The 24,543-nt window shown below is 45.7% G+C and carries 27 protein-coding genes; 22 read left to right on the top strand and 5 right to left on the bottom strand.

From position 1 onward, the window contains the following. Window positions 1-190: 190 nt before the first annotated feature. The 3 genes from ACFQ1X_RS11365 to ACFQ1X_RS11355 form a co-directional block, all read right to left on the bottom strand. A complete protein-coding gene (locus ACFQ1X_RS11365) occupies window positions 191-2,578 on the bottom strand; it encodes a heavy metal translocating P-type ATPase (RefSeq protein ID WP_144840982.1) in 2,388 nt (795 codons plus the stop codon). Between the two features lie 69 nt (window positions 2,579-2,647). Continuing rightward, window positions 2,648-2,866, bottom strand: a complete 219-nt coding sequence (copZ, locus tag ACFQ1X_RS11360) for a copper chaperone CopZ (RefSeq protein WP_144840981.1) — start codon at window positions 2,864-2,866, stop codon at window positions 2,648-2,650. 16 nt (window positions 2,867-2,882) lie between these two features. After that, window positions 2,883-3,206 carry a metal-sensitive transcriptional regulator gene (locus ACFQ1X_RS11355; RefSeq protein ID WP_144840980.1) on the bottom strand — a complete coding sequence of 108 codons (324 nt, stop codon included), beginning with the start codon at window positions 3,204-3,206 and terminating at the stop codon, window positions 2,883-2,885. A 229-nt stretch (window positions 3,207-3,435) separates the two neighbouring features. Here ACFQ1X_RS11355 and ACFQ1X_RS11350 point away from each other — a divergent pair, with 229 nt between their 5' ends. After that, entirely contained in the window at window positions 3,436-3,570 is a 135-nt protein-coding gene (locus ACFQ1X_RS11350; protein ID WP_379082616.1) for an Lmo0850 family protein, read from the top strand. A 34-nt stretch (window positions 3,571-3,604) separates the two neighbouring features. Here ACFQ1X_RS11350 and ACFQ1X_RS11345 read toward each other — a convergent pair whose 3' ends face one another. Beyond that, window positions 3,605-4,792, bottom strand: a complete 1,188-nt coding sequence (locus ACFQ1X_RS11345) for an FtsW/RodA/SpoVE family cell cycle protein (RefSeq protein ID WP_144840979.1) — start codon at window positions 4,790-4,792, stop codon at window positions 3,605-3,607. Window positions 4,793-4,951: 159 nt separating this feature from the next. Between ACFQ1X_RS11345 and ACFQ1X_RS11340 the strand changes: the two genes are divergently transcribed. The 7 genes from ACFQ1X_RS11340 to ACFQ1X_RS11310 all read left to right on the top strand — a co-directional run bounded on the left by ACFQ1X_RS11340 (window position 4,952) and on the right by ACFQ1X_RS11310 (window position 13,104). After that, a complete protein-coding gene (locus ACFQ1X_RS11340; RefSeq protein ID WP_144840978.1) occupies window positions 4,952-5,722 on the top strand; it encodes a hypothetical protein in 771 nt (256 codons plus the stop codon). Window positions 5,723-5,878: 156 nt separating this feature from the next. Next, window positions 5,879-6,949, top strand: a complete 1,071-nt coding sequence (locus ACFQ1X_RS11335) for a D-alanine--D-alanine ligase (protein ID WP_144840977.1) — start codon at window positions 5,879-5,881, stop codon at window positions 6,947-6,949. Between the two features lie 12 nt (window positions 6,950-6,961). Then, window positions 6,962-8,320, top strand: a complete 1,359-nt coding sequence (locus ACFQ1X_RS11330) for a UDP-N-acetylmuramoyl-tripeptide--D-alanyl-D-alanine ligase (RefSeq protein WP_144840976.1) — start codon at window positions 6,962-6,964, stop codon at window positions 8,318-8,320. An 18-nt stretch (window positions 8,321-8,338) separates the two neighbouring features. Then, on the top strand, window positions 8,339-9,037 hold the full coding sequence (locus tag ACFQ1X_RS11325; protein WP_144840975.1) for an alpha/beta hydrolase: 699 nt from the start codon (window positions 8,339-8,341) through the stop codon (window positions 9,035-9,037). A gap of 333 nt (window positions 9,038-9,370) precedes the next feature. Then, window positions 9,371-10,903: a DEAD/DEAH box helicase gene (locus ACFQ1X_RS11320; RefSeq protein WP_144840974.1), complete on the top strand. Its 1,533-nt coding sequence runs from the start codon at window positions 9,371-9,373 to the stop codon at window positions 10,901-10,903. Window positions 10,904-11,093: 190 nt separating this feature from the next. Continuing rightward, the gene (locus tag ACFQ1X_RS11315; RefSeq protein WP_144840973.1) at window positions 11,094-11,573 is read left to right on the top strand and encodes a PH domain-containing protein; all 480 of its coding nucleotides are present in this window, start codon (window positions 11,094-11,096) and stop codon (window positions 11,571-11,573) included. Beyond that, window positions 11,566-13,104 carry a PH domain-containing protein gene (locus ACFQ1X_RS11310; RefSeq protein WP_144841039.1) on the top strand — a complete coding sequence of 513 codons (1,539 nt, stop codon included), beginning with the start codon at window positions 11,566-11,568 and terminating at the stop codon, window positions 13,102-13,104. The genes ACFQ1X_RS11315 and ACFQ1X_RS11310 overlap by 8 nt, the downstream gene beginning before the upstream one ends. A gap of 504 nt (window positions 13,105-13,608) precedes the next feature. Here ACFQ1X_RS11310 and ACFQ1X_RS11305 read toward each other — a convergent pair. Further along, the gene (locus ACFQ1X_RS11305) at window positions 13,609-14,223 is read right to left on the bottom strand and encodes a rhomboid family intramembrane serine protease (protein WP_144840972.1); all 615 of its coding nucleotides are present in this window, start codon (window positions 14,221-14,223) and stop codon (window positions 13,609-13,611) included. A gap of 68 nt (window positions 14,224-14,291) precedes the next feature. On the opposite strand from ACFQ1X_RS11305, the gene acpS reads away from it, so the two are divergent. The 14 genes from acpS (at window position 14,292) to ACFQ1X_RS11235 (ending at window position 24,311) form a co-directional block, all read left to right on the top strand. Beyond that, window positions 14,292-14,699 carry a holo-ACP synthase gene (acpS, locus tag ACFQ1X_RS11300; protein ID WP_144840971.1) on the top strand — a complete coding sequence of 136 codons (408 nt, stop codon included), beginning with the start codon at window positions 14,292-14,294 and terminating at the stop codon, window positions 14,697-14,699. Beyond that, window positions 14,662-15,771 carry an alanine racemase gene (gene alr, locus ACFQ1X_RS11295; RefSeq protein WP_144840970.1) on the top strand — a complete coding sequence of 370 codons (1,110 nt, stop codon included), beginning with the start codon at window positions 14,662-14,664 and terminating at the stop codon, window positions 15,769-15,771. The genes acpS and alr overlap by 38 nt, the downstream gene beginning before the upstream one ends. 103 nt (window positions 15,772-15,874) lie before the next feature. Beyond that, on the top strand, window positions 15,875-16,159 hold the full coding sequence (locus ACFQ1X_RS11290) for a transcriptional regulator (RefSeq protein WP_144840969.1): 285 nt from the start codon (window positions 15,875-15,877) through the stop codon (window positions 16,157-16,159). 4 nt (window positions 16,160-16,163) lie between these two features. Continuing rightward, on the top strand, window positions 16,164-16,514 hold the full coding sequence (locus ACFQ1X_RS11285) for a type II toxin-antitoxin system PemK/MazF family toxin (RefSeq protein ID WP_144840968.1): 351 nt from the start codon (window positions 16,164-16,166) through the stop codon (window positions 16,512-16,514). 209 nt (window positions 16,515-16,723) lie between these two features. Continuing rightward, window positions 16,724-17,554 carry an RsbT co-antagonist protein RsbRA gene (locus ACFQ1X_RS11280; protein ID WP_144840967.1) on the top strand — a complete coding sequence of 277 codons (831 nt, stop codon included), beginning with the start codon at window positions 16,724-16,726 and terminating at the stop codon, window positions 17,552-17,554. Next, window positions 17,551-17,913 carry an STAS domain-containing protein gene (locus tag ACFQ1X_RS11275; RefSeq protein ID WP_071152217.1) on the top strand — a complete coding sequence of 121 codons (363 nt, stop codon included), beginning with the start codon at window positions 17,551-17,553 and terminating at the stop codon, window positions 17,911-17,913. Before ACFQ1X_RS11280 ends, ACFQ1X_RS11275 begins: the two co-directional genes overlap by 4 nt. A 2-nt stretch (window positions 17,914-17,915) precedes the next feature. Further along, complete coding sequence (locus ACFQ1X_RS11270; protein ID WP_144840966.1) at window positions 17,916-18,317, top strand: anti-sigma regulatory factor; 402 nt, start codon at window positions 17,916-17,918, stop codon at window positions 18,315-18,317. Window positions 18,318-18,329: 12 nt separating this feature from the next. Next, complete coding sequence (locus ACFQ1X_RS11265; RefSeq protein ID WP_144840965.1) at window positions 18,330-19,331, top strand: PP2C family protein-serine/threonine phosphatase; 1,002 nt, start codon at window positions 18,330-18,332, stop codon at window positions 19,329-19,331. A 92-nt stretch (window positions 19,332-19,423) separates the two neighbouring features. Further along, on the top strand, window positions 19,424-19,753 hold the full coding sequence (locus ACFQ1X_RS11260) for an anti-sigma factor antagonist (protein ID WP_144840964.1): 330 nt from the start codon (window positions 19,424-19,426) through the stop codon (window positions 19,751-19,753). Between the two features lies 1 nt (window position 19,754). Continuing rightward, complete coding sequence (rsbW, locus tag ACFQ1X_RS11255) at window positions 19,755-20,225, top strand: anti-sigma B factor RsbW (protein WP_144840963.1); 471 nt, start codon at window positions 19,755-19,757, stop codon at window positions 20,223-20,225. Beyond that, complete coding sequence (gene sigB, locus ACFQ1X_RS11250) at window positions 20,203-20,985, top strand: RNA polymerase sigma factor SigB (protein ID WP_144840962.1); 783 nt, start codon at window positions 20,203-20,205, stop codon at window positions 20,983-20,985. The genes rsbW and sigB overlap by 23 nt, the downstream gene beginning before the upstream one ends. Further along, window positions 20,985-21,584 (top strand): PP2C family serine/threonine-protein phosphatase, encoded by a 600-nt coding sequence (locus ACFQ1X_RS11245; RefSeq protein ID WP_144840961.1) that lies wholly within the window; start codon window positions 20,985-20,987, stop codon window positions 21,582-21,584. Before sigB ends, ACFQ1X_RS11245 begins: the two co-directional genes overlap by 1 nt. Before the next feature lie 54 nt (window positions 21,585-21,638). Beyond that, window positions 21,639-23,795, top strand: coding sequence for a Tex family protein (locus ACFQ1X_RS11240; RefSeq protein ID WP_144840960.1), 2,157 nt, complete (start codon window positions 21,639-21,641; stop codon window positions 23,793-23,795). 63 nt (window positions 23,796-23,858) lie between these two features. Further along, window positions 23,859-24,311 (top strand): SprT family protein, encoded by a 453-nt coding sequence (locus tag ACFQ1X_RS11235; RefSeq protein WP_144840959.1) that lies wholly within the window; start codon window positions 23,859-23,861, stop codon window positions 24,309-24,311. Window positions 24,312-24,543 lie beyond the last annotated feature (232 nt).

The raw sequence follows: 24,543 nt of genomic DNA, 5'->3' as shown, positions 1-24,543 counted from the left end.
GGCTGTGCTATCAGTTTACATCTGTTCGGTTCGCAGGTAAATGGAAGGAATGAAGATGGTGCTTTTATTAGACGGAAGCAATCGCACTTCAAAGTGGTATTTCCGCACCTCACCGCGAATATTCCGCACCTGACGTCAAATGAATCCGACAAAAAACCCGCTCTCCAAATTAAAGGGAGCGGGTCACACATTATTTTTCCAATTTAACTCTTTGAAGCCGCAGTGCGTTCATGACAACAGATACAGAACTGAATGCCATCGCCGCACCCGCAAGCCACGGAGCCAGAAATCCGGCGGCGGCAATCGGTATGCCGAAGGAATTATAGGCAAGTGCCCAGAAAAGGTTTTGTTTGATGTTCTTCACCGTCATTCGGCTCATGCGCACAGCGTCGACCACGCGCATCAAATCGCCTTGCATCAACGTAATGTCTGATGCTTCTATGGCAATTGCTGTACCTGTGCCCATTGCCATGCCGATATCGGCAGTGGCAAGAGCGGGGGCATCATTCAAACCGTCTCCGGCCATCGCGACTTTACGGCCTTCTTTTTGAAGATTTGCAATAACATCCGCTTTTTCGGCTGGCAGCACACCGGAAATGACATTATCGATGCCCACCTGGCGTGCAATTGCCTGAGCGGTCCGTTCCTGATCGCCCGTCAGCATGACGACGCGTAAACCAAGTTTCTTCATTTCACCTACCGCTTCAGCGGCATTGTCTTTGATGGTGTCGGCAACTGCGATCAAGCCGGCGAATTTGCCGTCGACCGCCATATACATGACCGTTTTGCCGTCCTCTTCAAGTGAGGCTGCCCGGGAATCGTCAATTGTGAGGGATTCCATCAATCTGCGGTTGCCCATCAGAATTTCCCTGCCTTCGACTTCAGCGCGTATGCCGTGGCCCGGCACCGCTTCAAAGCGGCTGACGTTTCTATTGGCAACGCCGTAATCAGCGATTGCCTGCGCCACCGGATGCTCCGATTGGCTTTCTGCGCTTGCTGCGAGATTTTTCAATTCTTCCGGGTCAAAACCGTCTGCTCCAATAAAATCAGTGACGACGGGGCGGCCATTTGTGATCGTTCCCGTCTTATCGAGGACGATTGTATCGATGTGTTTCGTGTTTTCAAGCGATTCCGCTGTTTTGAAAAGGACGCCCTGTTCAGCTGAACGGCCAGAACCGGCCATGATTGAAGTTGGTGTGGCGAGCCCGAGAGCACATGGGCAGGCGATGACGAGAACTGCGATCGTACTTTCAAGAGCAGCCGCGAAATTACCGGGTGCCACAAGAAAATACCAAACAATGAACGTAACAATCGCTATTCCGACGACAATCGGCACGAAAATGCCTGAAATCTGGTCGGCAAGCCGTTGAATCGGCGCTTTCGAACCTTGCGCCTGTTCGACAACCCGAATGATATTCGACAATACGGTATCCTTTCCGACTTTATCAGCTCTGACACGCAAAGATCCATTGGAATTGACTGTAGCGGCATAAACCGGATCGCCGGATTCTTTATCGACCGGCAGGCTTTCACCCGTCAGCATCGATTCATCGACTGCGGAATTTCCGGATATGACAGCTGCATCGACCGGAATGGATGCGCCGGGTTTGATCAATAGAATGTCACCGGTGCGGACTTCGGATATCGGTGTAATGACGGCTTCACCGCTGCGCTCGACCAAAGCGGTTTCCGGCTGCAGTTTCATTAATTTCCTGATGGCATCGGAAGACCGGCCTTTGGCGCGCGCCTCGAAAACTTTGCCGAGCAGGATCAGTGTAATCAAAATCGCACTTGTCTCAAAATACAACCCCATTGCATGGGTACTTCCGAGATGGGCAAAGACCAAATAGACGCTGTAAAAGTAAGCGGCCGATGTTCCAAGTGCAACAAGCACATCCATATTGGCGCTTCTGTTCCTTAATGCGAAATAGGCGCCTTTATAGAATGTAGCGCCGATCCAGAATTGAACCGGTGTAGCCAAAGCCCATTGCACAAAAGGGTTCATCAGAAATTCAGGTACATACATCCATGACGTGAAAGTGAAATGGCTGAACATTGTCCACAGAAGTGGAAGTGACAACGCTGCGGAAATCCAGAACATCCGTGTTTTTTTGCGGATTTCCTGTGTCTTATAATCTTCCGCCTCTTCGTTTTCCTGATTGAGGACGGCGTCATAGCCCATGGACTGAATTTTTTTGACAAAATCTTCGGGTGTTAATGTGTTCGGATTGTATGTGACATGACCGGTTTCCATCGCCAGATTGACATTGGCGAGGTTGACCCCATCCATTTTGTTCAATACTTTTTCGATGCGGGCAGAACAATTGGCGCAGGTCATGCCCTGGATGGTGAAATCCACTTCATCCTGGCGCACCCCGTAGCCCAACTGTTCCACTTTCTGTTCCATGTCTTTTAAAGATGCCTGTTCGCCGTCGTATACCACAGAAGCTTTTTCAGTGGCGAAGTTGACTGTTGCTTCACTGACGCCCGGCATTTTACTCAAGCCTTTTTCGACACGGTTGGCACAGGCGGCGCAGGTCATGCCGGTAATTGCCAATTCAGTTTGTTTTTCGGACATTGTAAACCACTCCTTATACCTTACAGGGGTATATATCACTTTAAAAAAATAACTGCGTTTCCGCAGTTATTATTTTGTCGATACTACATCGTAGCCCTGATCTTCAATCGTTTCTGCAACCTTAGCAGCTTCAAGCGATGGATTCGAGTAGGAAACGTCAACTGAACCGTTTTCAAGCGAAACATCCACTTTTTCAACGCCATCCAATTTCATCACGCTGTCAGTTACCGCTTTTACACAATGCTGGCAGCTCATGCCGCTAACTTGTAAATTCATTGTATTTGTCATATTAAATTCCTCCTTATTATTTTCGCATCATTTTTTGGATTGTGATTAATAACTCATCCAACACTTCTTCGTCGCCGTCTGACAGACGGTCTACGACACAGCCTTTCAAATGGCCTTCAAGCAATAGCTTTGTCACACCGTTCAAAGCGGACTGGGTAGCGGCCAACTGGGTAATGATGTCGTCACAATAGACATCTTTATCGACCATTCCCTTGATGCCGCGGATTTGGCCTTCAACGCGGCTGAGACGATTTGTCAGGTCGCGTTTGACTTCGGGAGGGTGGTGGCTTTTTCTGCACGCTAAATCAGCAACGGGAACTTCTTTCATTAATTCGCTCATTGGCTAATCCTCCATATCTTTTGATATGTCTAATATACCCCTGTTAGGTATACAGGTCAACAACTTTACATTATTGCAACTTTGTAATATAAATGAAAAGTTTAAAAGCTTGAAAAGATGGTATTATATACATAGACACAGAAATGTCAACTATTTCAATGTTTTGATGAATCTATTATGGATTTACATACGTTAATATAAATAGATGGAATACAGAGAGGTGATATGGATGGCGAAACAAGCAGAAGTTCGCAATATCGTTTCAAACTTATCGAAACTGGGAATCCAAGCGAAAATCACTAAATCACGCACTGAATTATTGAAAGCGTTGGCATTGCCCCAACCCCCGCAAACCCAATCCTAATATAAAAACTCCGACGCGTCTCGCGTCGGAGTTTTTATTGGTCGTCTTTATCGCTGCCGAACATATACGTTTTATGATGGAATTTCATGCTGAAGACGATGCCGATTGCCATCATATTCCCGATCAGCGAACTGCCGCCGTAACTGATGAACGGCAGCGGGATGCCGGTAATCGGCAACAGCTGGATCGTCATGCCGATATTCTGGAAAACGTGGAAAGTGATCATGGCGATAATACCTGCACAAACATAAGTGCTGAATGTATCTTTTAATTGCAGCGTAATTTTCGTCAAATGATAGATCAGCATGAAAAACAGGATAATTACGGTACTGGCCCCGATAAATCCGAAATCCTCTGAAATGACAGTAAAGATGAAATCGGTGTGATTTTCAGGAACATACACTTCGCGCCCCTGATAACCTTTGCCGAATACCTGGCCGGAGCCGATGGCATTCATGGCGGCAATCAGGTTATATGCATCTCCGTCTGCGTATGAATACGGGTCAAACCATGTATAGATTCGTGCGAATGCATAGCGCTGGATGCCGAATGTATTAGTTAAGAATTCCTGCATATTAATTGCCATCCACAAGAGGGTCACGCCAATAACAGCCACGCCGCCGAAGCTCGGTAAAATTATTTTCCATGAAATTCCGGCTACCACGATGATCGCCAGGGTAATGGCGATAAAAACAAGAGCTGTCCCCATATCCGGCTGATCAAGAATAAACGCTAAGGGAATCAGCAGTAAAACTCCGATTTTCCCCAATAATATCAAATCGGTTTTAATAGTTTTTAGCGTGAATTTTTCGTGATGTGATGAAATCATTTTTGCCAGTGCTAATATATAGAAGGTTTTCATAAATTCAGCGGGTTGCATATTGAGCACGGGCGTGCGGAACCAGGCTTTGGCACCATTGATGGGTTCGCCGATTTGTTCGGGTCCTGCCGGAGCAATCATCAAAATAAATAGTGACAGAATCCCTAGTCCGTAAAGGTAATAGGCCATTTTCTTGTATTGCTCCGGATCGAAATACATCAGTACACCGATCATGCCGATGGAGAGTATGTAGAACAGTCCTTGTTTTGGCACAAAGTTTGTAAGATATTGTCCTGAGGTCTGCGCAGAAGAAATCGCAACCAGGCTGACGATGAAAAAGAGGAATAATATGAAAGCGAGCGACCAGTCAATCCGGTCGGCAAAGCTTTTATTTGTCTGCATATAGGTTCACCTGTACTTTATATTATTGAGAGTCGGAATACATTATAACTTATTCTTGTAATTTGTGCGCATTACAAAAGTAATGACGCCTATTAAGCCCGGAAGTTTCATATTTACCAGGTCAGCACGTATAATGAAGTGAAGAATGGAGTGAAGGCAATGGTGAAGAAAGTGAATAACATGGAACATTATGTTCAGCATTTATATATCTATTTGAATGATGCTGATCAATTTGCTTTGTTCAGCGGTCTGACCTTCGCCCAGTTCATGGACGCCATGAAGATGCCAAAGAATCTGCTGCTGTTGAAGCATTCCTATGACGATGCTTCATATAATATGCACACGCAAATGGAGTTTGCTTCGCAGGAGGAATTCCCGGCGCTGCGCAAATCCAGGACCGCAAAAGAAGGCGAATTCTGCTGGATCGATTTCCGCAGCGAAAAACAATTGAATTCCCTGACACCTCAGGAACAGGCGGAACTATTGTATATAGGCCATAAGAAAGAGGCTGTGCGTTCGCCTTTTTATTCAACTTTACTGAACGAATTTGTCTATTTATCCACTGAGGATGAACAGACAACCAAAATATATTTCCGCAACCTGGAGCGGATGAACGAGCTGGTGGGCAATTATTTTATCCAGTCGATCAGGCGGGAAGACCACGGCCAGAATTTTTGGCGGCGGAAAGTGAAGGATATGATTCCTGAACTGCCGGATGAAATCCTGAAATCACTGAAAAATTTATACCGCGAAGGCATCCTGATTTCGCTCGCCGATCCGGAAAAAACAAAGAATACGGTTGAATTGCATATCCGTCAGGTGGAAGAAATCTCGTTCATGGATGATTTTTGGTCGGATATCGATAACTATACAAATCAGGAAATTATGCAGAAATTCGTCTATGACCGCAAACTCAAGCAATGGAGTTAAGAAACACGCATTTATATGATGAAAGGCTGCCGGAAGCCGGCGGCCTTTTCTTTTGGGGTTCGACTGTATTTTCCGGCCCTTGCAGGAAATGATTTTCGTCTAATCGGGTTCGTGATAAACTAAAGCATATTGGAAAACGAAATGGGGTATATTGGGATGAAAAAAAAGATTGGTTTATTATATGGTGGAAAATCCGCAGAGCATGAAGTTTCCCTTTCAACAGCACAGGCAGTTACAAAAGCCTTGAATTTTGATAGATACGAAGTTTATCCGGTTTATATCACCCAGGAAGGGGAATGGCGGAAAGGCGCATCTCTTGAGGGGCCGGCCGGCAGCATCGAACAATTGCAGCTGGAACAGGACACCTCTGCACCAAATGACATTTCAGGCTTCCTTCCCGTCGAGCAGGAAAAAGGTCTCGATGTTATTATTCCATTACTTCACGGACCGAACGGAGAAGATGGAACCGTACAGGGGTTGCTGGAAGTCATGAACCTTCCGTATGTTGGAAATGGTGTTTTAGCGTCATCAGCCGGTATGGACAAAGTTGTGATGAAACAGTTATTTGAAATAGCCGGTTTGAAACAGACGCCTTATGTGTATTTTATAAGAAGAGATTGGAAAAATGGACAGGCGGACTTGGTGCGGAAAACCGTTACCGAATTGAACTGGCCGGTCTTCGTTAAGCCGGCAAACCTGGGCTCGAGTGTGGGCATCAGCAGGGCTGAAAACGAAGATGAACTTATTGCGGCGGTTGATGAAGCGCTGAAGTTCGACCGGAAAATCGTAGTCGAACAGGGCGTCGACGCCCGTGAAATTGAAATAGGGGTGCTCGGAAACGATGCACCGGAATGTTCGGTTGCAGGTGAGATCAAGCCGTTAAAAGCATTCTACGATTATCAGGCGAAATATAAAGACGGCAACACGGCTATGATCATTCCAGCCGAACTTGCTGATGAAGTATACGAAGAACTTGTGGAGTCGGCGAAAAAAGCGTTCAAAATCCTGGATTGTTCAGGTTTGGTGCGCGCTGACTTTTTTGTAACAGCGGAGAACGATATTTTAATTAACGAAGTCAATACACTTCCTGGCTTTACGCCGTTCAGCATGTTCCCTCTATTATGGGAAAATACAGGGGTGGCTTATCCGGATCTGATTGGAAAACTGATCGATCTTGCCATTGAACGCTATGAGGAAAAACAATTATTGCAAGTAAAAATGGATTGAGTGGAGATACCGATGAAAAAAAAGATTGAACAAGTAGCCAAATGGCTGGGTGTAAAAACGAATCTAAAGGACATTGAGATTACGGGGGTATCCATCAATACCCGGACGCTGCAAAAAGGAGATCTTTTTGTGCCATTCCGCGGCGAGAAGGTTAACGGGCATCTCTATGTCCGCCATGCGATCGAAGCCGGAGCTTCTGCAGCTCTTTGGCAGCGGGATGAGCCATCGCCTCCGGATGATCTGCCGATTCTGATTGTGGACGACTGCCAAAAAGCACTGCAGGAAATGGCACGTGCTTATCGCGATGAATTGTCTACGACAGTCATTGGCATTACCGGCTCCAATGGCAAGACTTCGACGAAAGATCTGGTTGCCAGCGTATTGAAACCTTATTTCAAGGTGCAAAAAACCCAGGGCAATTTTAATAATGAACTGGGCTTGCCACTGACCATCCTTTCATTGGAAGAAGATACGAAATTTGCAGTGCTGGAAATGGGTATGAGCGGTTTCGGACAGATCCAGTTTCTATCGGAACTGGCGCGCCCGGATTACGCAGTCATCACGAATATCGGTGAAGCACATATGCAGGATCTCGGTTCCCGTGAAGGGATTGCCAAGGCGAAATTTGAAATTACTGCAGGGCTTGAAACGCATGGAAAATTATTCTACGATGGCGACGAACCGTTGCTGAAACCTTTTGTCGAAGATTTTCCGCAGGCGGTATCGTTCGGTTTCGATGATAATAATGAATTGACCGTAACGGATATTCGCGCTACAGAAAACGGAAGCACCTTCATGGTCAGTGGAATTATAGATGCCACATTTACTATTCCGGTCCTGGGTGACCATCAAGTGAAAAATACGTTGTCGGCAATCCTGATTGCGCTGGAAGCGGGATTAACCGAGGAAGATATCCGGAAATCACTCCAGGACGCTGCTCTGACGGATATGCGCATGCAAATGATTCATGCAAAAGGCGGTTCAACATTTATCAACGACGCCTATAATGCGGCACCTTCTTCGATGAAGGCGGCTTTGAACTTCATTCGTGAAACGACGATGAAAGAGGATAAATGGATTGTTCTGGGCGATATGCTCGAACTTGGGGAGCATGAACGCGAATATCATGAGGCGATTGCCAAATCCATCAATTCTGAGATTAACGGTATTTGTCTGTATGGTCCGAAAATGGAGTGGCTTTATACCAAACTTCAAGGAACGTATGAAGGAAAGTTGATCTGGAGCAAGGACGATTATCAACCGATTATCGATTTACTGAAGGGCTCGATTTCAGCAAGATCTGTCATTCTCGTGAAGGGATCGCGCGGAATGGCTCTTGAGAACATCATTGAACCTTTTACCGACAACTGATTGAAAGAAGGTAGCCCGTTGAAAACAGGAGTTTTAATGATTCATGGATTTACTGGAGGACCTTTCGAAGTGCAGCCGTTCGCCGAGTATATAGAAGAAAAAACCGACTGGCTTGTGAAGATTCCGACGCTTCCCGGCCACGGCGGAAGTCTGAACCTCAAGAATAAATCTGCTGAATCGTGGATGATGGCCGCTGAACTCGCATTAAAAGAGTTGAAAAAACAAGTGGACCGCGTAATCATCGTAGGCTTTTCAATGGGTGGCCTCATTGCCATGTATTTGGCATTGCGTTATAAAATTGAGAAATTGGTGCTGTTGAGCGCCGCCGTCAAATACATTAGTGCAGGCCAGATATTGGACGAAATTCGTGTCGCTGCGACCGATGCTGTCAAGGGGCGGCTCGCTCAAAATCCGTTGTTTCATCTTTATGAATATAAATTATTGAATACACCGGTCAGCTCGGCAATTGAATTTTTGCGCGTCGTGAAAACGGTTGAACCATATTACGATAAGCTGACGCTTCCGGTGTGCATCGTTCAGGGCGCAAAAGATGGCATTGTGCCTGTGACAGCGGCTGAACATATATACAATCACCTCGGATCTTTGGAGAAAGAAATTTATCATTCCGAGAACGGCAAGCATCTGATCTGCTACAGTGATGATTGCGATGAATGGTTCGGGCATGTTTTGGGTTTTATGAAAGGTGACGGCGAATAAACTGATTAATGGAACCTTTGCGTATTGATTGCAAGTGGTCTTGAAGCATGTTATTCTATTTGGAGCAATGGATACATTTTTGAAGCACTCTTCCCTGTGAAGAGTATTTTTTTGAGCAAAACGGTTTGTTCTACTTATAGGGCATCAAAACCCGCCGATCAGACCGCTCGGCAACGCCCGAGCTTTTTCTGTTCACACATCCCTCTGAACTTAAAACTACAGAGTATGATTTTCGACGTGAAACTTCCTCATAAAGGCTCGACTTTGTCGCTATTTCATCTAAAATGTACACCATTTGTAAATAAGATGAAGACAAAAGGAGATTGAAAAAATTTGGTAAAATTTTCAGAGTTAAATATTAGCGAAACAACTTTAAAGTCCGTAAAACGCATGGGGTTTGAAGAAGCAACACCTATTCAGGAAGGTACAATCCGCTTAGGAATGGAAGGCAAGGACATTATCGGACAAGCCCAAACGGGAACTGGTAAAACAACTGCATTCGGTATTCCGTTGATCGAAAAGATCGACACTAAAGACGGCAATGTACAAGGATTGATCATCGCGCCAACACGCGAATTGGCAATCCAGGTTTCTGAAGAGCTTTACAGACTGGGCCAGGATAAAAACGTGCGCATTCTATCAGTTTACGGAGGCCAGGAAATCAGCCGCCAAATCCGTGCGCTGAAAAACCGTCCACAAATTATCGTTGGTACACCAGGGCGTCTTTTGGACCATATCAACCGCCGCACGCTTAAATTGGACAACGTTAACACATTGATCCTTGACGAAGCGGACGAAATGTTGAACATGGGCTTCATCGAAGACATTCAAACAATCATGGCAAGTGTTCCTGATACTCGTCAGACATTGTTGTTCTCAGCGACTATGCCGGATGCTATCCGCAGAATTGCAGAGAAATTCATGAAGACTCCAGAAATCGTTAAAATCAAATCAAAAGAAATGACAGTTGAAAACATCGAGCAATTCTATGTTAAATCTGTGGAACGCGAAAAATTCGATGTTCTTTCACGTCTTTTGAATGTTCAACAACCTGAATTGGCAATCATTTTTGGACGCACAAAACGTCGGGTTGATGAATTGGCAAAAGCTTTGAATATCCGCGGCTATGTAGCTGAAGGAATTCACGGTGATTTGAGCCAGGCAAAACGTATGTCTGTGTTGAAACAGTTCAAAGCAGGCAAAGTCGATATTTTGGTTGCAACTGACGTAGCAGCTCGCGGACTTGATATTTCAGGCGTATCACACGTATACAACTTTGATATTCCTCAAGATCCGGAAAGCTATGTTCACCGTATCGGCCGTACTGGACGTGCAGGTAAAAAAGGAGTGGCAGTCACGTTTGTAACGCCACGTGAAATGAGTTACTTGGCAATTGTTGAACGTACTACGAAGAAAAAAATGGAAGCATTGGTTCCGCCGACTGCTGATGAAGCCGTACTTGGCCAAAAGCGTGTCGCAATGGAACAATTGCTTGAAATGACAGAGAAAAACAATCTTGGAGACTATCGCGAATTCGCGACGCAAATGCTTGAACAGCATGATGCAGTCGATTTGATTGCAGCAGCTCTGAAAACAATGACAAAAGAGCCGGAAGATGTTCCGGTTTCAATTTCCGAAGAGCGTCCATTGCCATCACGCGGTGGCGGAGGCTACAAAGGGAAATCGGGTGGATCACGCAGCGGAAGCGGCGGAGGCTATAAAGGCAACCGTTCTTCAGGCTCAGGTTCAGGCTCAGGCCGACCAGCTAGCCGTGGCGCAAGTTCAGGCGCAAGCCGTCGTCGCGAAGGCGGCAGCGGTGCAGCTGGTGGAGGGCGTCCAGGACGCACTCGCCGTCACGAATCTTAATACTGAATGATTGAATAGCCCGTCAGCAGGCAACTGCTGACGGGCTATTTTTTTATAGAAATAATATTTCTGCAGTACGGTGGCTCTGAATCTCTTCATTAAAATGTAATCAGCGAAACATTCTTCCTATTGAATCGTATAGAAGAATGTGAAAGACTGAGAATAAGAAGAATGAAATGGGGAGAGGGACATGAATGACCAGCCAAAAAACAGAATTTCAAGAAAAGGGTTAACTGTATGGAGGATGTACGGAATGATCGAAACCTTTGTCCTGGCCCTGCTGGCAGGTGGAGCAGCAGCGCTGACATTTTTCTTTGAATGGCCTGCCTGGCTTTATGCCATATACGGGGGTGCACTCCTGTTGTTTGCCTTTCTGCTGATTTACCTGTTTCCGAAAATTCGCTGGCAGCGCTGGCGCTACGAAGTGCGTGAACAGGAAATCGAGCTGCAGCATGGCCTTTTCATCGTAACGCGCACTTTGGTGCCGATGGTTCGGGTTCAGCATGTCGATACGGAGCAAGGGCCGATTCTGCGTCGATATGATTTGGCTGAAATTTCCATTTCCACTGCTGCTACCACACATACCATACCGGCTTTGGTCACGTCGGAAGCTGACGAGCTTCGGGGCATGATTTCCGCATTGGCAAGGGTGGCGGAAGATGATGTCTGATATCCGTTATAAATTGCATCCCGTTTCAGCATTTATTAATTTCATGAAAAGCCTGAAAGAGCTGATCATCCCATTTATCGTGATTTTTGGAGTCAATATTTTCAGGGATGGCGGTCTCACTGCGATGTTCACAGGCGGCTGGGTCAGCTTACTGCCTCTGTTGATCGGTCTGGTGGTAGTGTTTTTCTCGCTGATTATCGGAATCATCAAATGGAAGAGGTTCGTTTATTGGTTTGAAGATGGGGAATTGCGGATTGAATATGGCCTTTTTGTAAAGAAGAAACGATACATCCCTTTTGAGCGGATTCAAAGCCTTAACTATACAGAAGGTATTTTTCACCGTCCGTTTAATTTGGTAAAGGTTCGTGTGGAAACCGCGGGTTCCGGCAAAGCCGGAGAAGCGGAAGCCGAATTGACGGCAATCCGCCGCGAAGATGCAGACCGCATCGAGACAGAAATGGAACATGCCAAACACCATCGGTCAACTCCGGTCGTCATGGGGCCGCATGAAGCACAAACAGAAATTTCGGAAGAGGTTGAAGTTCCGCAGAAGAAAGAACTGAAAACCCTTTACCGCATGTCGATGAAGGAATTATTGATACTGGCAACAACATCCGGCGGAATAGGGGTCGTTATTTCGGCAGTGGCGGTCTTCTTATCGCAATTCAGTGAATTGATTCCTTACGAATCAATCTATGAAGAAGTCATGTTGTTCCTGCGGTTCGGTTATCTGATTGTGGCTTTGGCTGTATTTGCAGGTTTGCTGATTGCATGGATAATTTCGGTAATCCTGACGCTGCTGGCAAATTACCAGTTCACCATCCAGGTGGATGAAGATCATATCTTCATCACGCGTGGTCTTCTTGAGAAGAAGAAAATATCGGTGCCATTCAAGCGCATCCAGGGAATAAAAGTTTCGAGGAATCCGCTGCGGGAATTATTCGGCTATGCCACGGTAACTGTTGAAAGTGCAGGGGGTTCCATGGGAGGCAAAGATGAAAAAATCCGCTTGTTCCCGTTGGTGAAAACCGGTCGCATGCTTTCTGTGCTGGAGGAATTGTTTCCGGAAATGGAATTTCAGCCGACATTGGTGAAAGCCCCGAAGAGAAGCGTCCATTTTTATTATCGATTGGACTTTCTTTGGATGCTGCCGTTGATCGGAGTCGTGAGTTATTTCTTCTTCCCGTACGGCCTGTTGTCGCTGCTGATTGTCCCGCCTGTTATCGGTATGGGAATCTGGCAGCATCGTACGACAGGCTACGCGCTGACCGGGAAGCAGCTGACGATGGAATTCCGCGGAATCAGCAAACATACTTTCTTTGTCTGGAAAAAAAGGGTGCAGGCAGTCAACGTGCTGCAGACTTATTTCCAGCGGCGGCGAGATCTGGCGTCAATCCAGGCAACCATCAAATCTGGGATGCTCGGTTATGTCGCCCGCATCAATTATATGGAGAAAGAAGATGCCAGCCGCATTCTCGACTGGTATCACCCAGTACCGATTCAATCCAAACAAAAAGGTCAGCCGGAGTAATTCCGGCTGACCTTCAAGGTGTCGAGAAACCGACAACTTCTCCAATCATTGCGCTCTAGGCGGACGCTTTCCGCGGGGAGCTGCCTAAGCCTCCTCGATCGCTTCGCTCACTGCGGGGTCTCAGGCTCGCTCTGGTTCCCGCAGGAAAGACATTGGCCGAAGCCTGTGAGGGCAAGTCTTTGCGACGAAGCAGCGTAGCGATGCAGGAGCACATCTTTGCTCTTCGCCGCCTGACGCTTCATTCTGTTGTGTGCAGAATGGAAGTATCCACTTTCTAGCTTGCAATACACATAAAGTGTATTCCTTTATAGAAAGTAATCTGAGATATGGAGCAAAACAGCGCAGACGCCCAGGGGACCAAGCGAAGTGCTGAGATCCACTCGGACGAAGTCCCGAGTTAGCTCAGCGCGAGCCCCCAGGCAAGCGAAGCTGTTTTGCGGAATATCGATTTTAATGTTCTTTTCTCAACAAGCTGAAGGTCAGCCGGAGTAATTCCGGCTGACCTTATCTTTTTCCTTTTGCTTTCCAACTAACAATGCGTTTCGGATGGAAGAAGCCGAGCCCGATTAAGAAACCGGTGATCAACCCCGCGATATGGGCAGTCACATTTATGTTCGGTGTCAGGAAAGTAAGAATGACGCTGATAACAAGGATCGGCAGCAGGATCTGTTTTAATTCCGGCAAGGCGCGCCCTCCGTAATACAATAATGCGCCGTATGCACCGAAGACCCCGAAAATCGCTCCGCTGGCACCCAGATGCAGATAATCAGGCGGCTGCAGGAAGTAAGTGGCGATGTTCGCGAATAAACCAGCCATCGCATAGACGGTGATAAAACGGACTTTGCCGACCAGCCGTTCAAGCTCAGGCCCGAACAGGAACAGCGAAAACATATTGAACAGCAGATGCATCAGTCCACCGTGCAGGAACATCGGCGTGATGAAACGCCACCATTCACCTTCGGCAATCAGGAAATTAGCCCCGACACCGTAATTGAAGATATACACGCCGAGCAATGGAATCCATGATAAAATATGTATCAAAACATTAATTGCGATCAATGTGGATACGACGGGATATAAGCGTAAATACTCGGAAAAACTTTCTCTTCGAATAAACATTTCGTCACCTCTGTTTCATATTGGTTATTATACCTTTTTACTGTTTGGGATTGAAAGGAGAAACATCTATGATTACTGGAATCGGACTGGACATCGTCGAAATAGATCGGATCAGACGGCTTGACGGCAAGTCAGCGAAACTCCGTGAACGAGTATTGACGGACTATGAATTGAGGGAATATGAACGATTATCATCCAACAGAAGGACAGAATTCCTTGCAGGGCGTTTTGCTGCAAAAGAAGCTTTCGGTAAAGCGAAAGGAACTGGAATCGGTGAAATGTGTGCGTTTCATGACATAGAAATCAGAAAAGATCCGAACGGTAAACCGTCCGTCTTCTTCAGGGGAGAAGAAGACGGACTGATTTCCATTACACATACAAAGGAATACGCTGCAGCGCAGATCTTACTACAAACAAAGATGCAGGCGGAGGGACACGATGGAGACAAATTACAGACCAACAAAAGCGATTGTTGATCTTTCGGCAATCGATTACAATATAAAAAAATTAATTGAACGGATAGATGGCGCGAGGATGATGGCGGTGGTTAAAGCGGACGCCTATGGCCACGGCGTACTGGAAATTTCGCGGCAGGCGCTGAAGAGCGGAGCCTCGATACTGGCGGTGGCGACACCGGACGAAGCCCTCCATTTACGCAAAAACGACATTGAAGCGGAGCTTTTGGTAATGGGGGCCGCTCCAGTGCGATTTATCAAAGAGGCCATCAAACACGATATCAACTTGACCGCCTACTCGATGGAGTGGCTGGAGTCAGCTGCCGAAGAGTTAAAAAAGGAAACAGTCCCGCTTAAAGTCCATCTTAAATTCGATACGGGCATGCGGCGGATCGGACTCCAGCCGGAAGAAGCGGACGCAGCATTTGATTTTGTCGTGCAACAGGTTTTTCGCGTGGAAGGGATGTACACTCATTTTGCAACCGCTGATGAAGCGGACAATCCTCTTTTTCTTAAACAGGTCGAAACGGTCAACGCCATCAAGAAAAAATGGCAAGGCGGTCCGCTGATGTTCCATGTGTCCAACAGTGCTGCAGCCATCCTTCACCCGGAATTGGCATTTGACGCAGTGCGCACCGGCATCTCGATTTACGGCATCGCACCTTCCGCTTATGTAAAGCGGGAAATGCCATTCGACTTAAAACAGGCGATGAGCCTGGAAACGGAAATCATCCACGTCAAGAAAGTGAAGAAAGGCGAAACACTCAGCTACGGAGCAACTTACACATGTTCTGAGGATGAGTGGATCGGCACTTTGCCGATCGGCTACGCAGATGGATTGATCCGCGGTCTTCAGGGACAGGAAGTACTGGTAAGGGGCAGGCGCATGCCGATTGTCGGACGCATCTGCATGGACCAGTGCATGATCCGGTTGCCTGAAAAATTTCCGACAGGAGAAAATGTGCAATTGCTCGGATCTCAAAAAGATGCAGTTATTCTTATTGAAGAATGGGCAGAGAAATTGGATACAATACCTTATGAAATACCCTGTATTCTGACAAAGCGTGTGCCGAGACAATATATCGGAATATGAAGAACTTCAAGAATTATCTTTCCATAGCATCCCGGGGATGTTAAGATTGTAAACATAGTATAGAAAGAACAGAGAGAACAATGGTATTCCGGAGGTGTCAGCTGTGTACGAGAGATCCAGGACAAAAGAGGTAGTTGTTAAGCTGCCTAAACAATTGATTTCAGAACTTACTACACATTCAGATGAACGGGTTCAGGAAGATGGGGAATATATTTACGTTTCCACTCAGCGTGTCATGAAAAACATGTATGACTCAAATCATATTCGGGAAGCAATGATCAAGGGCTACGTGGAGATGTCACAGATTAATCTGTCGATTTCTTGTGAATGTTCTCATGCAGAGTATGAAGCGGAGCATATGACCGTGCGACTCGTAAGCGGAGGGTGACAACTTGATTGTAAAACGCGGTGACGTTTTTTTTGCAGAATTATCACCGGTGGTCGGGTCAGAGCAAGGTGGTACCCGGCCGGTGCTGGTAATTCAAAATGATATAGGAAACCGGTTCAGCCCAACTGTCATCATTGCGGCAATTACGGCTCAGATCCAGAAAGCCAAACTCCCGACCCATGTCGAAATCGATGCCAAGAAATACGGTTTTGAAAGGGATTCGGTTATCTTGCTGGAACAATTGCGCACGATTGACAAGTCCCGGCTGACGGATAAAATCACCCACTTGGATGAATCTCTAATGGAAAAAGTAGATGAGGCCCTTGAAATAAGTGTCGGACTCGTAAAGTTCTAAAGTATACATACACCTGGAAAACATCCGAAGATGCCTTTCTTCGGGTGTTTTTTGCACTTTTATTGCCATAAAAAGGCAGGGGGTATAAAAAGGATGTGCAAAACGCATATTTCCGATACAATAAAAGATAGAGAGTCTAAAAGTCAGTAGAAGCTGCAGCGGGGAATATAAAGAAGAGTTGCAAGAGCCCAAGGAGGATCCTTCAAAAAATGAACAAGCAGATGGCAAGATATATTCAAGAAAATATGACAGAAATCATTTCGAACTGGCAGGAAATGATGCGCAACGAAAAAGGTGAACGTTCTTTCGAGGTAATGCCTGTGGAGTTGATGGATCAGACAAGCAGGGAATTCGCTGAACTGATGACGTCGAACTTATTGGAAAGCCATCAGGCATATGAAAGCCGTTTGAATGATTTTGCCGAAAAGGTGGTACGTTATGGTTGGTCAATCACATTTGTCACAAAAGCCATCAATCACTTTGGGGAAATTGTCTTTAATGGTATGGAGAGAGACGGGGTTATCACCAATGAGAACCTTCGTGGCTTTACGGAAGAGTTCAACAAATGGATTACGCCCATCCGCGATAGCACTATCGATACATATTCAAAGACTTGGGAACGCACTGTAAGCCTTCAAAAAATTGCTTTACAGGAACTTTCCGCTTCGTTGATTCCAGTGTTTGACAAAGTTTCGGTTATGCCGCTTGTTGGAACAATTGATACCGAGCGTGCCCGCCTTATTATGGAGAACCTTCTCGAAGGTGTAGTGAAACATCGTGCAGAAGTAATTCTGCTGGATATCACCGGTGTTCCGGTTGTCGATACGATGGTTGCTCATCACATTATCCAGGCTGCAGATGCTGTCCGTTTAGTGGGAGCGAAATGTATGCTTGTCGGCATCCGCCCGGAAATTGCCCAAACAATCGTCACTTTGGGCATTAACTTGAATGAGTTCACCACAACGAGCACCTTGCAGCGCGGCGTTGAACAAGCATTGGCTTGGACAAATCGAAAAATTGTGGAGGTTGATGAAGAATGAATGTCCGTATACCGATTTTAAAGTTAAGAGATACATTGATTGTCTCCATTCAATGGGAATTGGATGACCAGACTGCGATACAGTTCCAGGAAGATTTATTGACAAAATTGCATGAAACAAGTGCCCGTGGAGTAGTGATCGATTTGACTTCAATCGACTTTATCGATTCTTTCATCGCTAAAGTTTTGGGAGACGTCATCAGTATGTCAAGTCTAATGGGGGCGCGTGTTGTAATAACGGGTATCCAGCCGGCAGTTGCCATCACTTTGATCGAATTAGGCATTCGACTTGAAGATGTTATGACAGCATTGGATTTGGAAAACGGTTTGGATAAACTTCAATTGGAATTGGAGGCTTAAATATGAGCAACCAATCCTCAGTAGAAATTCAGACAGAATGGGATATTGTAGCCGCCAGACAACTCGGTCGCAATGTTGCAAAAGAGTTGGGTTTCGGCACAGTAGACCAGGCTCGTATCACGACGGCAATCAGCGAGCTTGCCCGCAATATCTATTTATATGCTGGACAGGGAAAGATTGAAATTCAGCGTCTTACAGAGAACGGCATCAACGGCATATTAATTATTGCCGCAGACTCTGGTCCTGGAATTCCGGATATCCGCAAGGTGATGGAAGACGGCTTCTCCACTTCTGGTGGACTTGGAGCAGGTTTGCCAGGCGTCAAAAGGTTGATGGATGATTTTAAAATAGAAACGACCCTAGGTGAAGGGACAGACATAAGAGCTACCAAGTGGCTTCGATAGGGGGGATTCTTTATGGTTCAAAAAATCGGCAGTCAATACAAAGAAATATTGAACCAGTATATGCAGCGCCAATCTGAACAGAATCTGTATGTCGGCCAAAATTTCAGCCGGCAGCTTATTTCTGAAAACACCTCCCCGGAAGACGTCATCAGTATGCACAAAGCCGCAATGCAGGAATTATACGAAGAAATGCCGGATACTGTCTGGCATTCTTTTGACTTCCTCATTGAAATGATGATTAATTATGGGCTGGCTTTGCAGGAGCGCCAAAGTTTGCTCCAGCGGCAGGAAGAGCTTCGCATGGAAATGGATTTGGCAGCGAATGTGCAGGCGACATTATTAAAAACGACAATGCCATCACTTGACGGTTTGGATATCGGTCTGCTTTCAGTGCCTTTGCGCAAAATGAATGGAGACTATATATATTTCATCAGTGATGAAAATGGGCACGCTGGAATAGCTGTAGCTGATGTAATCGGCAAAGGCTTGCCGGCGGCTTTATGCATGTCCATGGTTAAGTTCGGGATGGATAGTATGAACGATTCGATGGCCTTCCCACGGGAAGTTTTGAGCACTATCAATCGGATTGTGGAAAAAAGTGTCGACGATTCCATGTTCGTTTCGATGTTTTACGGCAGATATGAAGCCGAGACCAGTATTCTAACCTATGGATCGGCAGGACATGAACCGGCAATGCTTTATCGTGCGGAGACCGGAGAGTTTGAAGAACTTACTGTGAAGGGGCTGCTTCTGGGAGTTTCTCCAATGGCCACTTACGAAGAAAAAGAAGTTGAATTGAAAAAGAATGATATGGTTATCATGATGACGGATGGTGTAACTGAAGGCCGGACAGCTGAGGGCTTTATTGATCGACAGGTGATCAATGAATTGATCCTGCGAAAAATAGACGAACCCGCTCAAGTCATGGTGCAGTATGTCTACGATGAATTGGTTCGGCTGCAAAATGCTGAATTAAGCGATGATTTTACCTTAGTGATTTACAAAAAAGTCTGATTGTATGTTTGAGGACCATGGCAATGTGGTAAACAAATATACAGTTGCTTTTTTAATTTACGTTAATTATAGAAAAACGGGGTGTCAAATAGATGAATATTCAAGTTGATCTGCAAGAGTCAAATGGAGTCCTGAAAGGACAAATACACGGGGAAATTGATGCACATACTGCACCAATTCTGCGTGACAAATTGGAACCTTATCAAAATGTGGAATCGTTGAACGCTGAATTGGATCTTTCCGATGTAAATTATATGGACAGTACCGGACTTGGAGTGTTTGTGGCTTTTTATAAATCAGTTAATTCCCAAGGCGGACATTTAAAACTAAGCGGTCTGTCTGCTCGTTTAAAACGGCTGTTCGATATTACCGGTTTAGGTGATATCATGGATATCGAATCAGCTGAAAAAGGTGGTAACTAAAATGCGCCCTTTTGATTATGTTGAAATGCGTGTCCCAGCCAAATCCCAATATGTCGGTGTTGCACGTTTGACGATATCCGGATTGGCAAGTCGAATCGGTTTTACTTATGATGACATCGAAGATTTAAAAATAGCTTCAAGTGAAGCTGTAACTAATGCTGTCCAGCATGCATACAGCGATGATGAAGATGGCGAAGTCGTGATCGGCTGCGCTCTTTATGGTGATAAAATTGAAATTATGGTGGCAGACCATGGCCAAAGCTTTAATTTTGAAGAAACAAAAGCAAAAGTTGGTCCTTACCATGATCAGGTTGAAGGAGATTTTCTTCGCGAAGGAGGACTCGGCCTGTATTTGATCGAAACATTAATGGATGAAGTAAAAGTCCATCATCAGGAAGGCGTTACAGTTTTCATGACTAAGTATGTTGGAGGAGAGCAGGTGGAAGAGGATGTCGAAACGATCTCATCCTAATCAGCCTACCAAAGAGCAGGTATTGGAATGGATTGAGGCTTACCAGAAATATGAGGATGAAGAAGCCCAAACGAATTTGGTGAATAATTACAAACGTCTTGTGGAGTCCATTGCCCGGAAATATTCGAACGGCAAATCTTACCACGAAGACATAGCCCAGGTGGGAATGCTTGGGTTATTGGGTGCCATCAGACGGTACGATCCTTCATTCGGACGCAGTTTTGAGGCGTTTGCCGTGCCGACGATCATCGGCGAGATCAAACGTTTCCTGCGTGATAAGACCTGGGCAATCCATGTGCCTCGGAGAATCAAGGAATTAGGTCCGCGCATCAAAGCGACAGTAGAAGTTTTGACAAGCGAGCTTCAGCGCTCACCGCAAGTTTGGGAAATCGCTGAATACCTTGATGTTGACGAGGACGATGTACTGGAAGCAATGGAGATGGGCAAGAGCTATCAGGCCCTGTCCATGGATCATTCTTTGGAAGCTGATTCAGACGGAAGCACCGTAACTTTATTTGACGTTGTTGGACAAGAAGACGACGGTTATGAAAAAGCGGATCAGCGCATGTTGGTGGCAAATGCGATGGATGTGCTTTCCGAACGCGAAAAGCAGATTATCCAATACACCTACATAGAGCAGCTGAGCCAGAAGGAGACCGGTGATAAACTCGGTATTTCCCAAATGCATGTTTCCCGCCTTCAGCGCAAAGCGATCAAGAAATTGCAGGAAGCCATATTAGCGGCGGGTGGAGTTACGTAGTGGAAAAAATCCGTCACAAATATATTGACGCTTGTATTTTCAATGAAGCAAAAAAAGGTAATTTTGAATCTGGAGACAGCTATCACACAGTGTTGACGGAAGATTACTTTATTTGCTCTGTAGCCGATGGTCTGGGAAGCGGACCTGTAGCGAGAGAATCGTCGCAGGTCATTCCGCAAATTCTGAGAGAACATCATCACGAATCAATAGACAGTCTGATGAACCGTTTCAACGGTTTGATGGTTCAGAAGAGGGGCGCGGCAGTAGCTATTTTCAAAGTGGACTTTAAGAACAAAACTCTGGAATACAGCTGTGTCGGAAACATCAGATTCTATCTTTACCGCAAAGCGAATGATGAAATGATCTATCCGCTGCCGGTAATGGGCTATCTATCCGGCCGTCCGCAGAAATTGCATACACAGCTTTACACTTATATGGAAGATGATCTTTTCCTCATCCATTCCGATGGTGTAGAGTTGCGCAATCCGAAAGCGCTTATGCGCAGATCGGGAGTTCCTGAACAATTGTATTATGATATTCTAAGCACCATCCAAACGGGTGATGATGCAACATTCATAACCGGAAGCCTTCTCAAATGAGTTGGCTTCTTTTTTCTGTGGTAAAATGGAATGGAAATAAAGGAGAGTGTTTTGATGGAATTACAACAAATCCAGAACCTGATTGCGAAAGAAACCAGTGTACGCCCAAATCAGGTGGCACAGGTCATAGCCTTGATTGAAGACGGCAATACCGTGCCGTTTATCGCACGCTACCGCAAAGAAGCGACGGGGTCTCTTGATGAAGTGCAAATCAAATCGATTGATGACCGTTATGCTTATATCCAGAATCTCGAACAGCGTAAAATAGAAATCATCCGCTCAATTAATGAGCAGGAAAAACTGACTCCTGAACTGGAAAAGGAAATCCAGGGAGCCACTGTGCTTCAGCGGATCGAAGATCTTTACCGGCCCTTCAAACAGAAACGCCGCACGAAAGCCATTATTGCGAAAGAAAAAGGCTTGCAACCATTAGCCGACTGGCTGTATGAAGGCAATAGCAGAGATGTGATGAAAAAGGCATCGGAATTTATCAGCGAAAATGTGGCCGATGCCGAAGAAGCGCTGCAAGGTGCCCAGGACATACTGGCTGAGACCTTTGCAGACGATGCCGATATTCGTGAAAAAATTCGATATATGACAAGGAAAGACGGTGTTATTGCCACTTCTGTGAGAAAAGGCCATGACGACGACAAACAAGTTTTCGAAATGTATTACGAATATGAAGAAGCGATACAAAAAATTGTGCCACACCGAATTTTGGCCATTAACCGCGGAGAAAAAGAAGATGTTCTGAAAGTGACGATCATTCCGCCTGGCGACCGGATCATAACGTTGATGAAAAGAAAGTGGATTACTGCTTCAGGTGGTTCAAATCCATATTTGGAGAATGCGATCGAAGACAGCTACAAGCGCTTAATTCAACCATCTGTGGAGCGGGAAATCAGAAACGAACTCAGTGAAAAAGGTGAAACGCAAGCAATCCATATTTTTTCGGAAAACCTTCGGAACCTGTTACTGCAACCACCAATGAAAAATAAGATGGTATTGGGCGTGGATCCGGCTTATCGGACCGGCTGCAAACTCGCAGTTATTGACGAAACAGGCAAACTACTGGAAGTAGCCGTTATTTATCCGCATGCTCCGAAAAATGATCACACAGGTGCGAAAAAGACAATGAAGCGTTTCACTGACAAATACCCGATTGAAATCATGGCGATCGGCAATGGGACCGCCTCACGTGAAACGGAACAATTTGTTGCGGATTTTATTGCGGAGAGTTCTCCTGGCATTTCTTACGTCATTGTCAATGAAGCGGGAGCCAGTGTGTATTCAGCGTCAGACATCGCAAGAGCCGAATTTCCAGATCTGCAGGTTGAAGAGCGAAGTGCAGCTTCGATTGCCCGCCGCCTGCAGGATCCGCTGTCGGAATTGGTTAAAATCGATCCAAAAGCAGTAGGGGTAGGACAATACCAGCATGATGTTTCGCAGAAAAAACTGGCGGACCAGCTGACCTTTGTCGTGGAGACGGCGGTCAATCAGGTAGGGGTCAATGTCAACTCTGCTTCTTCATCGTTACTGCAGTATGTTGCGGGATTAAGCAAGACGGTGGCTGAAAATGTCATCAAAGTACGGGATGAAAACGGACGTTTCACCTCAAGGGTCCAGTTGAAGAAAATACCTCGTTTAGGGGCAAAAACCTATGAACAGGCAATCGGTTTCCTGCGAATTCCGGAAGGGAAAAACCCGCTGGACGCCACTGGCATTCATCCGGAAAGCTATACCGTTGCAGAGAAATTGCTGGACATGGTTGGTGCAGATAAGAAAGATGTCGGCAAACCTGAGACTGCCTCGAAACTCGATGGGCTTAACATCAAAGAACTCGCGGAAGAACTGGAAATCGGAGAAATCACATTACAGGATATTCTGGAGGCGTTGAAAAAACCGTTTCGTGATCCCCGTGATGAATTTCCCCAGCCTTTACTAAAAAATGATATTTTGAAAATGGAAGACCTGCTTCCAGGTATGGAATTGCAGGGGACAGTCCGCAATGTTGTCGATTTCGGCGCATTTGTCGATATCGGAGTTAAACAGGACGGCCTGGTCCACATCTCAAAACTGAAAAAAGGATTTGTGAAACATCCCCTTGAAGTTGTGGCTGTCGGTGATATCGTGACGGCCTGGGTTGAAAAAGTGGAAAAAGACAAAGGACGCATCGCTTTAACGATGCTTCAGCCGAAAGAACAGAGTTAATTTTGTGGCCGTTCTGCAATCCGGAACGGCCATTTTCTATAATAATGAAACAGGAGCGGTCGCATGACTGATTACGAACTGACAGGATTAATAAAGGAAATCTCTGAAACGATTTTCAAAAAACCGTTTACCCACCAAGGCCTTTTCAATTCCAGACTGCGGACCACCGGTGGCCGTTATATGCTGCGATCCCACAACATAGAGATCAATCCCGACTCATACAAAAAATTCGGCTATCAGGAATTGGAGGGCATCATCAAACATGAACTCTGCCATTACCATTTGCACCTGGAAGGCAAAGGTTATAAACACCGCGATGCAGATTTCCGGAACCTTTTGGAGGAAACAAATTCTCCGCGGTTTTGTTCTCTTATCGAATCTAAGAAAAACCGTCAGTCTGCAAACCGTTATATTTATCAATGCGTTTCGTGCCAAACCGATTACATCCGAAAGATACGAATGAATACAGCGAAGTATCGCTGCGGCAGATGCGCAGGCAAACTCGCCATGAAATAACGCCAGTAAAATTTATGGCGATATTTTTGCGGGGTGTGAAAATTGCCGCTGCTGAAAAAATATTCCCTGAAACAAAGTCACTGATAATGGAGAAGGGCCTCAATCTTGAGGTCCTTCTTTTTAAAATTCGCCGATTGTAAAATTAAGCTAGACAACTGAAAAAGCCATTCGTGGTACACTCAAAATGTATTTTCCGACCAAAGAAAAACAGAGGAGTGACCACGAATGACCT

The sequence above is a fragment of the Metaplanococcus flavidus genome, assembly GCF_042675885.1.
In the GTDB taxonomy this organism is placed as follows: Bacteria; Bacillota; Bacilli; order Bacillales_A; family Planococcaceae; genus Planococcus; species Planococcus flavidus.
This window is presented reverse-complemented; position numbering and strand designations above follow the sequence as displayed.

Coding starts and splice junctions, on each gene's coding strand:
- ACFQ1X_RS11365 (WP_144840982.1), bottom strand. CDS start 2,578: ATGTCCGAAAAACAAACTGAATTGGCAATTACCGGCATGACCTGCGCC.
- copZ (WP_144840981.1), bottom strand. CDS start 2,866: ATGACAAATACAATGAATTTACAAGTTAGCGGCATGAGCTGCCAGCAT.
- ACFQ1X_RS11355 (WP_144840980.1), bottom strand. CDS start 3,206: ATGAGCGAATTAATGAAAGAAGTTCCCGTTGCTGATTTAGCGTGCAGA.
- ACFQ1X_RS11350 (WP_379082616.1), top strand. CDS start 3,436: ATGGCGAAACAAGCAGAAGTTCGCAATATCGTTTCAAACTTATCGAAA.
- ACFQ1X_RS11345 (WP_144840979.1), bottom strand. CDS start 4,792: ATGCAGACAAATAAAAGCTTTGCCGACCGGATTGACTGGTCGCTCGCT.
- ACFQ1X_RS11340 (WP_144840978.1), top strand. CDS start 4,952: ATGGTGAAGAAAGTGAATAACATGGAACATTATGTTCAGCATTTATAT.
- ACFQ1X_RS11335 (WP_144840977.1), top strand. CDS start 5,879: ATGAAAAAAAAGATTGGTTTATTATATGGTGGAAAATCCGCAGAGCAT.
- ACFQ1X_RS11330 (WP_144840976.1), top strand. CDS start 6,962: ATGAAAAAAAAGATTGAACAAGTAGCCAAATGGCTGGGTGTAAAAACG.
- ACFQ1X_RS11315 (WP_144840973.1), top strand. CDS start 11,094: ATGAATGACCAGCCAAAAAACAGAATTTCAAGAAAAGGGTTAACTGTA.
- ACFQ1X_RS11310 (WP_144841039.1), top strand. CDS start 11,566: ATGTCTGATATCCGTTATAAATTGCATCCCGTTTCAGCATTTATTAAT.
- ACFQ1X_RS11305 (WP_144840972.1), bottom strand. CDS start 14,223: ATGTTTATTCGAAGAGAAAGTTTTTCCGAGTATTTACGCTTATATCCC.
- acpS (WP_144840971.1), top strand. CDS start 14,292: ATGATTACTGGAATCGGACTGGACATCGTCGAAATAGATCGGATCAGA.
- alr (WP_144840970.1), top strand. CDS start 14,662: ATGGAGACAAATTACAGACCAACAAAAGCGATTGTTGATCTTTCGGCA.
- ACFQ1X_RS11280 (WP_144840967.1), top strand. CDS start 16,724: ATGAACAAGCAGATGGCAAGATATATTCAAGAAAATATGACAGAAATC.
- ACFQ1X_RS11275 (WP_071152217.1), top strand. CDS start 17,551: ATGAATGTCCGTATACCGATTTTAAAGTTAAGAGATACATTGATTGTC.
- ACFQ1X_RS11270 (WP_144840966.1), top strand. CDS start 17,916: ATGAGCAACCAATCCTCAGTAGAAATTCAGACAGAATGGGATATTGTA.
- ACFQ1X_RS11265 (WP_144840965.1), top strand. CDS start 18,330: ATGGTTCAAAAAATCGGCAGTCAATACAAAGAAATATTGAACCAGTAT.
- ACFQ1X_RS11260 (WP_144840964.1), top strand. CDS start 19,424: ATGAATATTCAAGTTGATCTGCAAGAGTCAAATGGAGTCCTGAAAGGA.
- rsbW (WP_144840963.1), top strand. CDS start 19,755: ATGCGCCCTTTTGATTATGTTGAAATGCGTGTCCCAGCCAAATCCCAA.
- sigB (WP_144840962.1), top strand. CDS start 20,203: ATGTCGAAACGATCTCATCCTAATCAGCCTACCAAAGAGCAGGTATTG.
- ACFQ1X_RS11240 (WP_144840960.1), top strand. CDS start 21,639: ATGGAATTACAACAAATCCAGAACCTGATTGCGAAAGAAACCAGTGTA.
- ACFQ1X_RS11235 (WP_144840959.1), top strand. CDS start 23,859: ATGACTGATTACGAACTGACAGGATTAATAAAGGAAATCTCTGAAACG.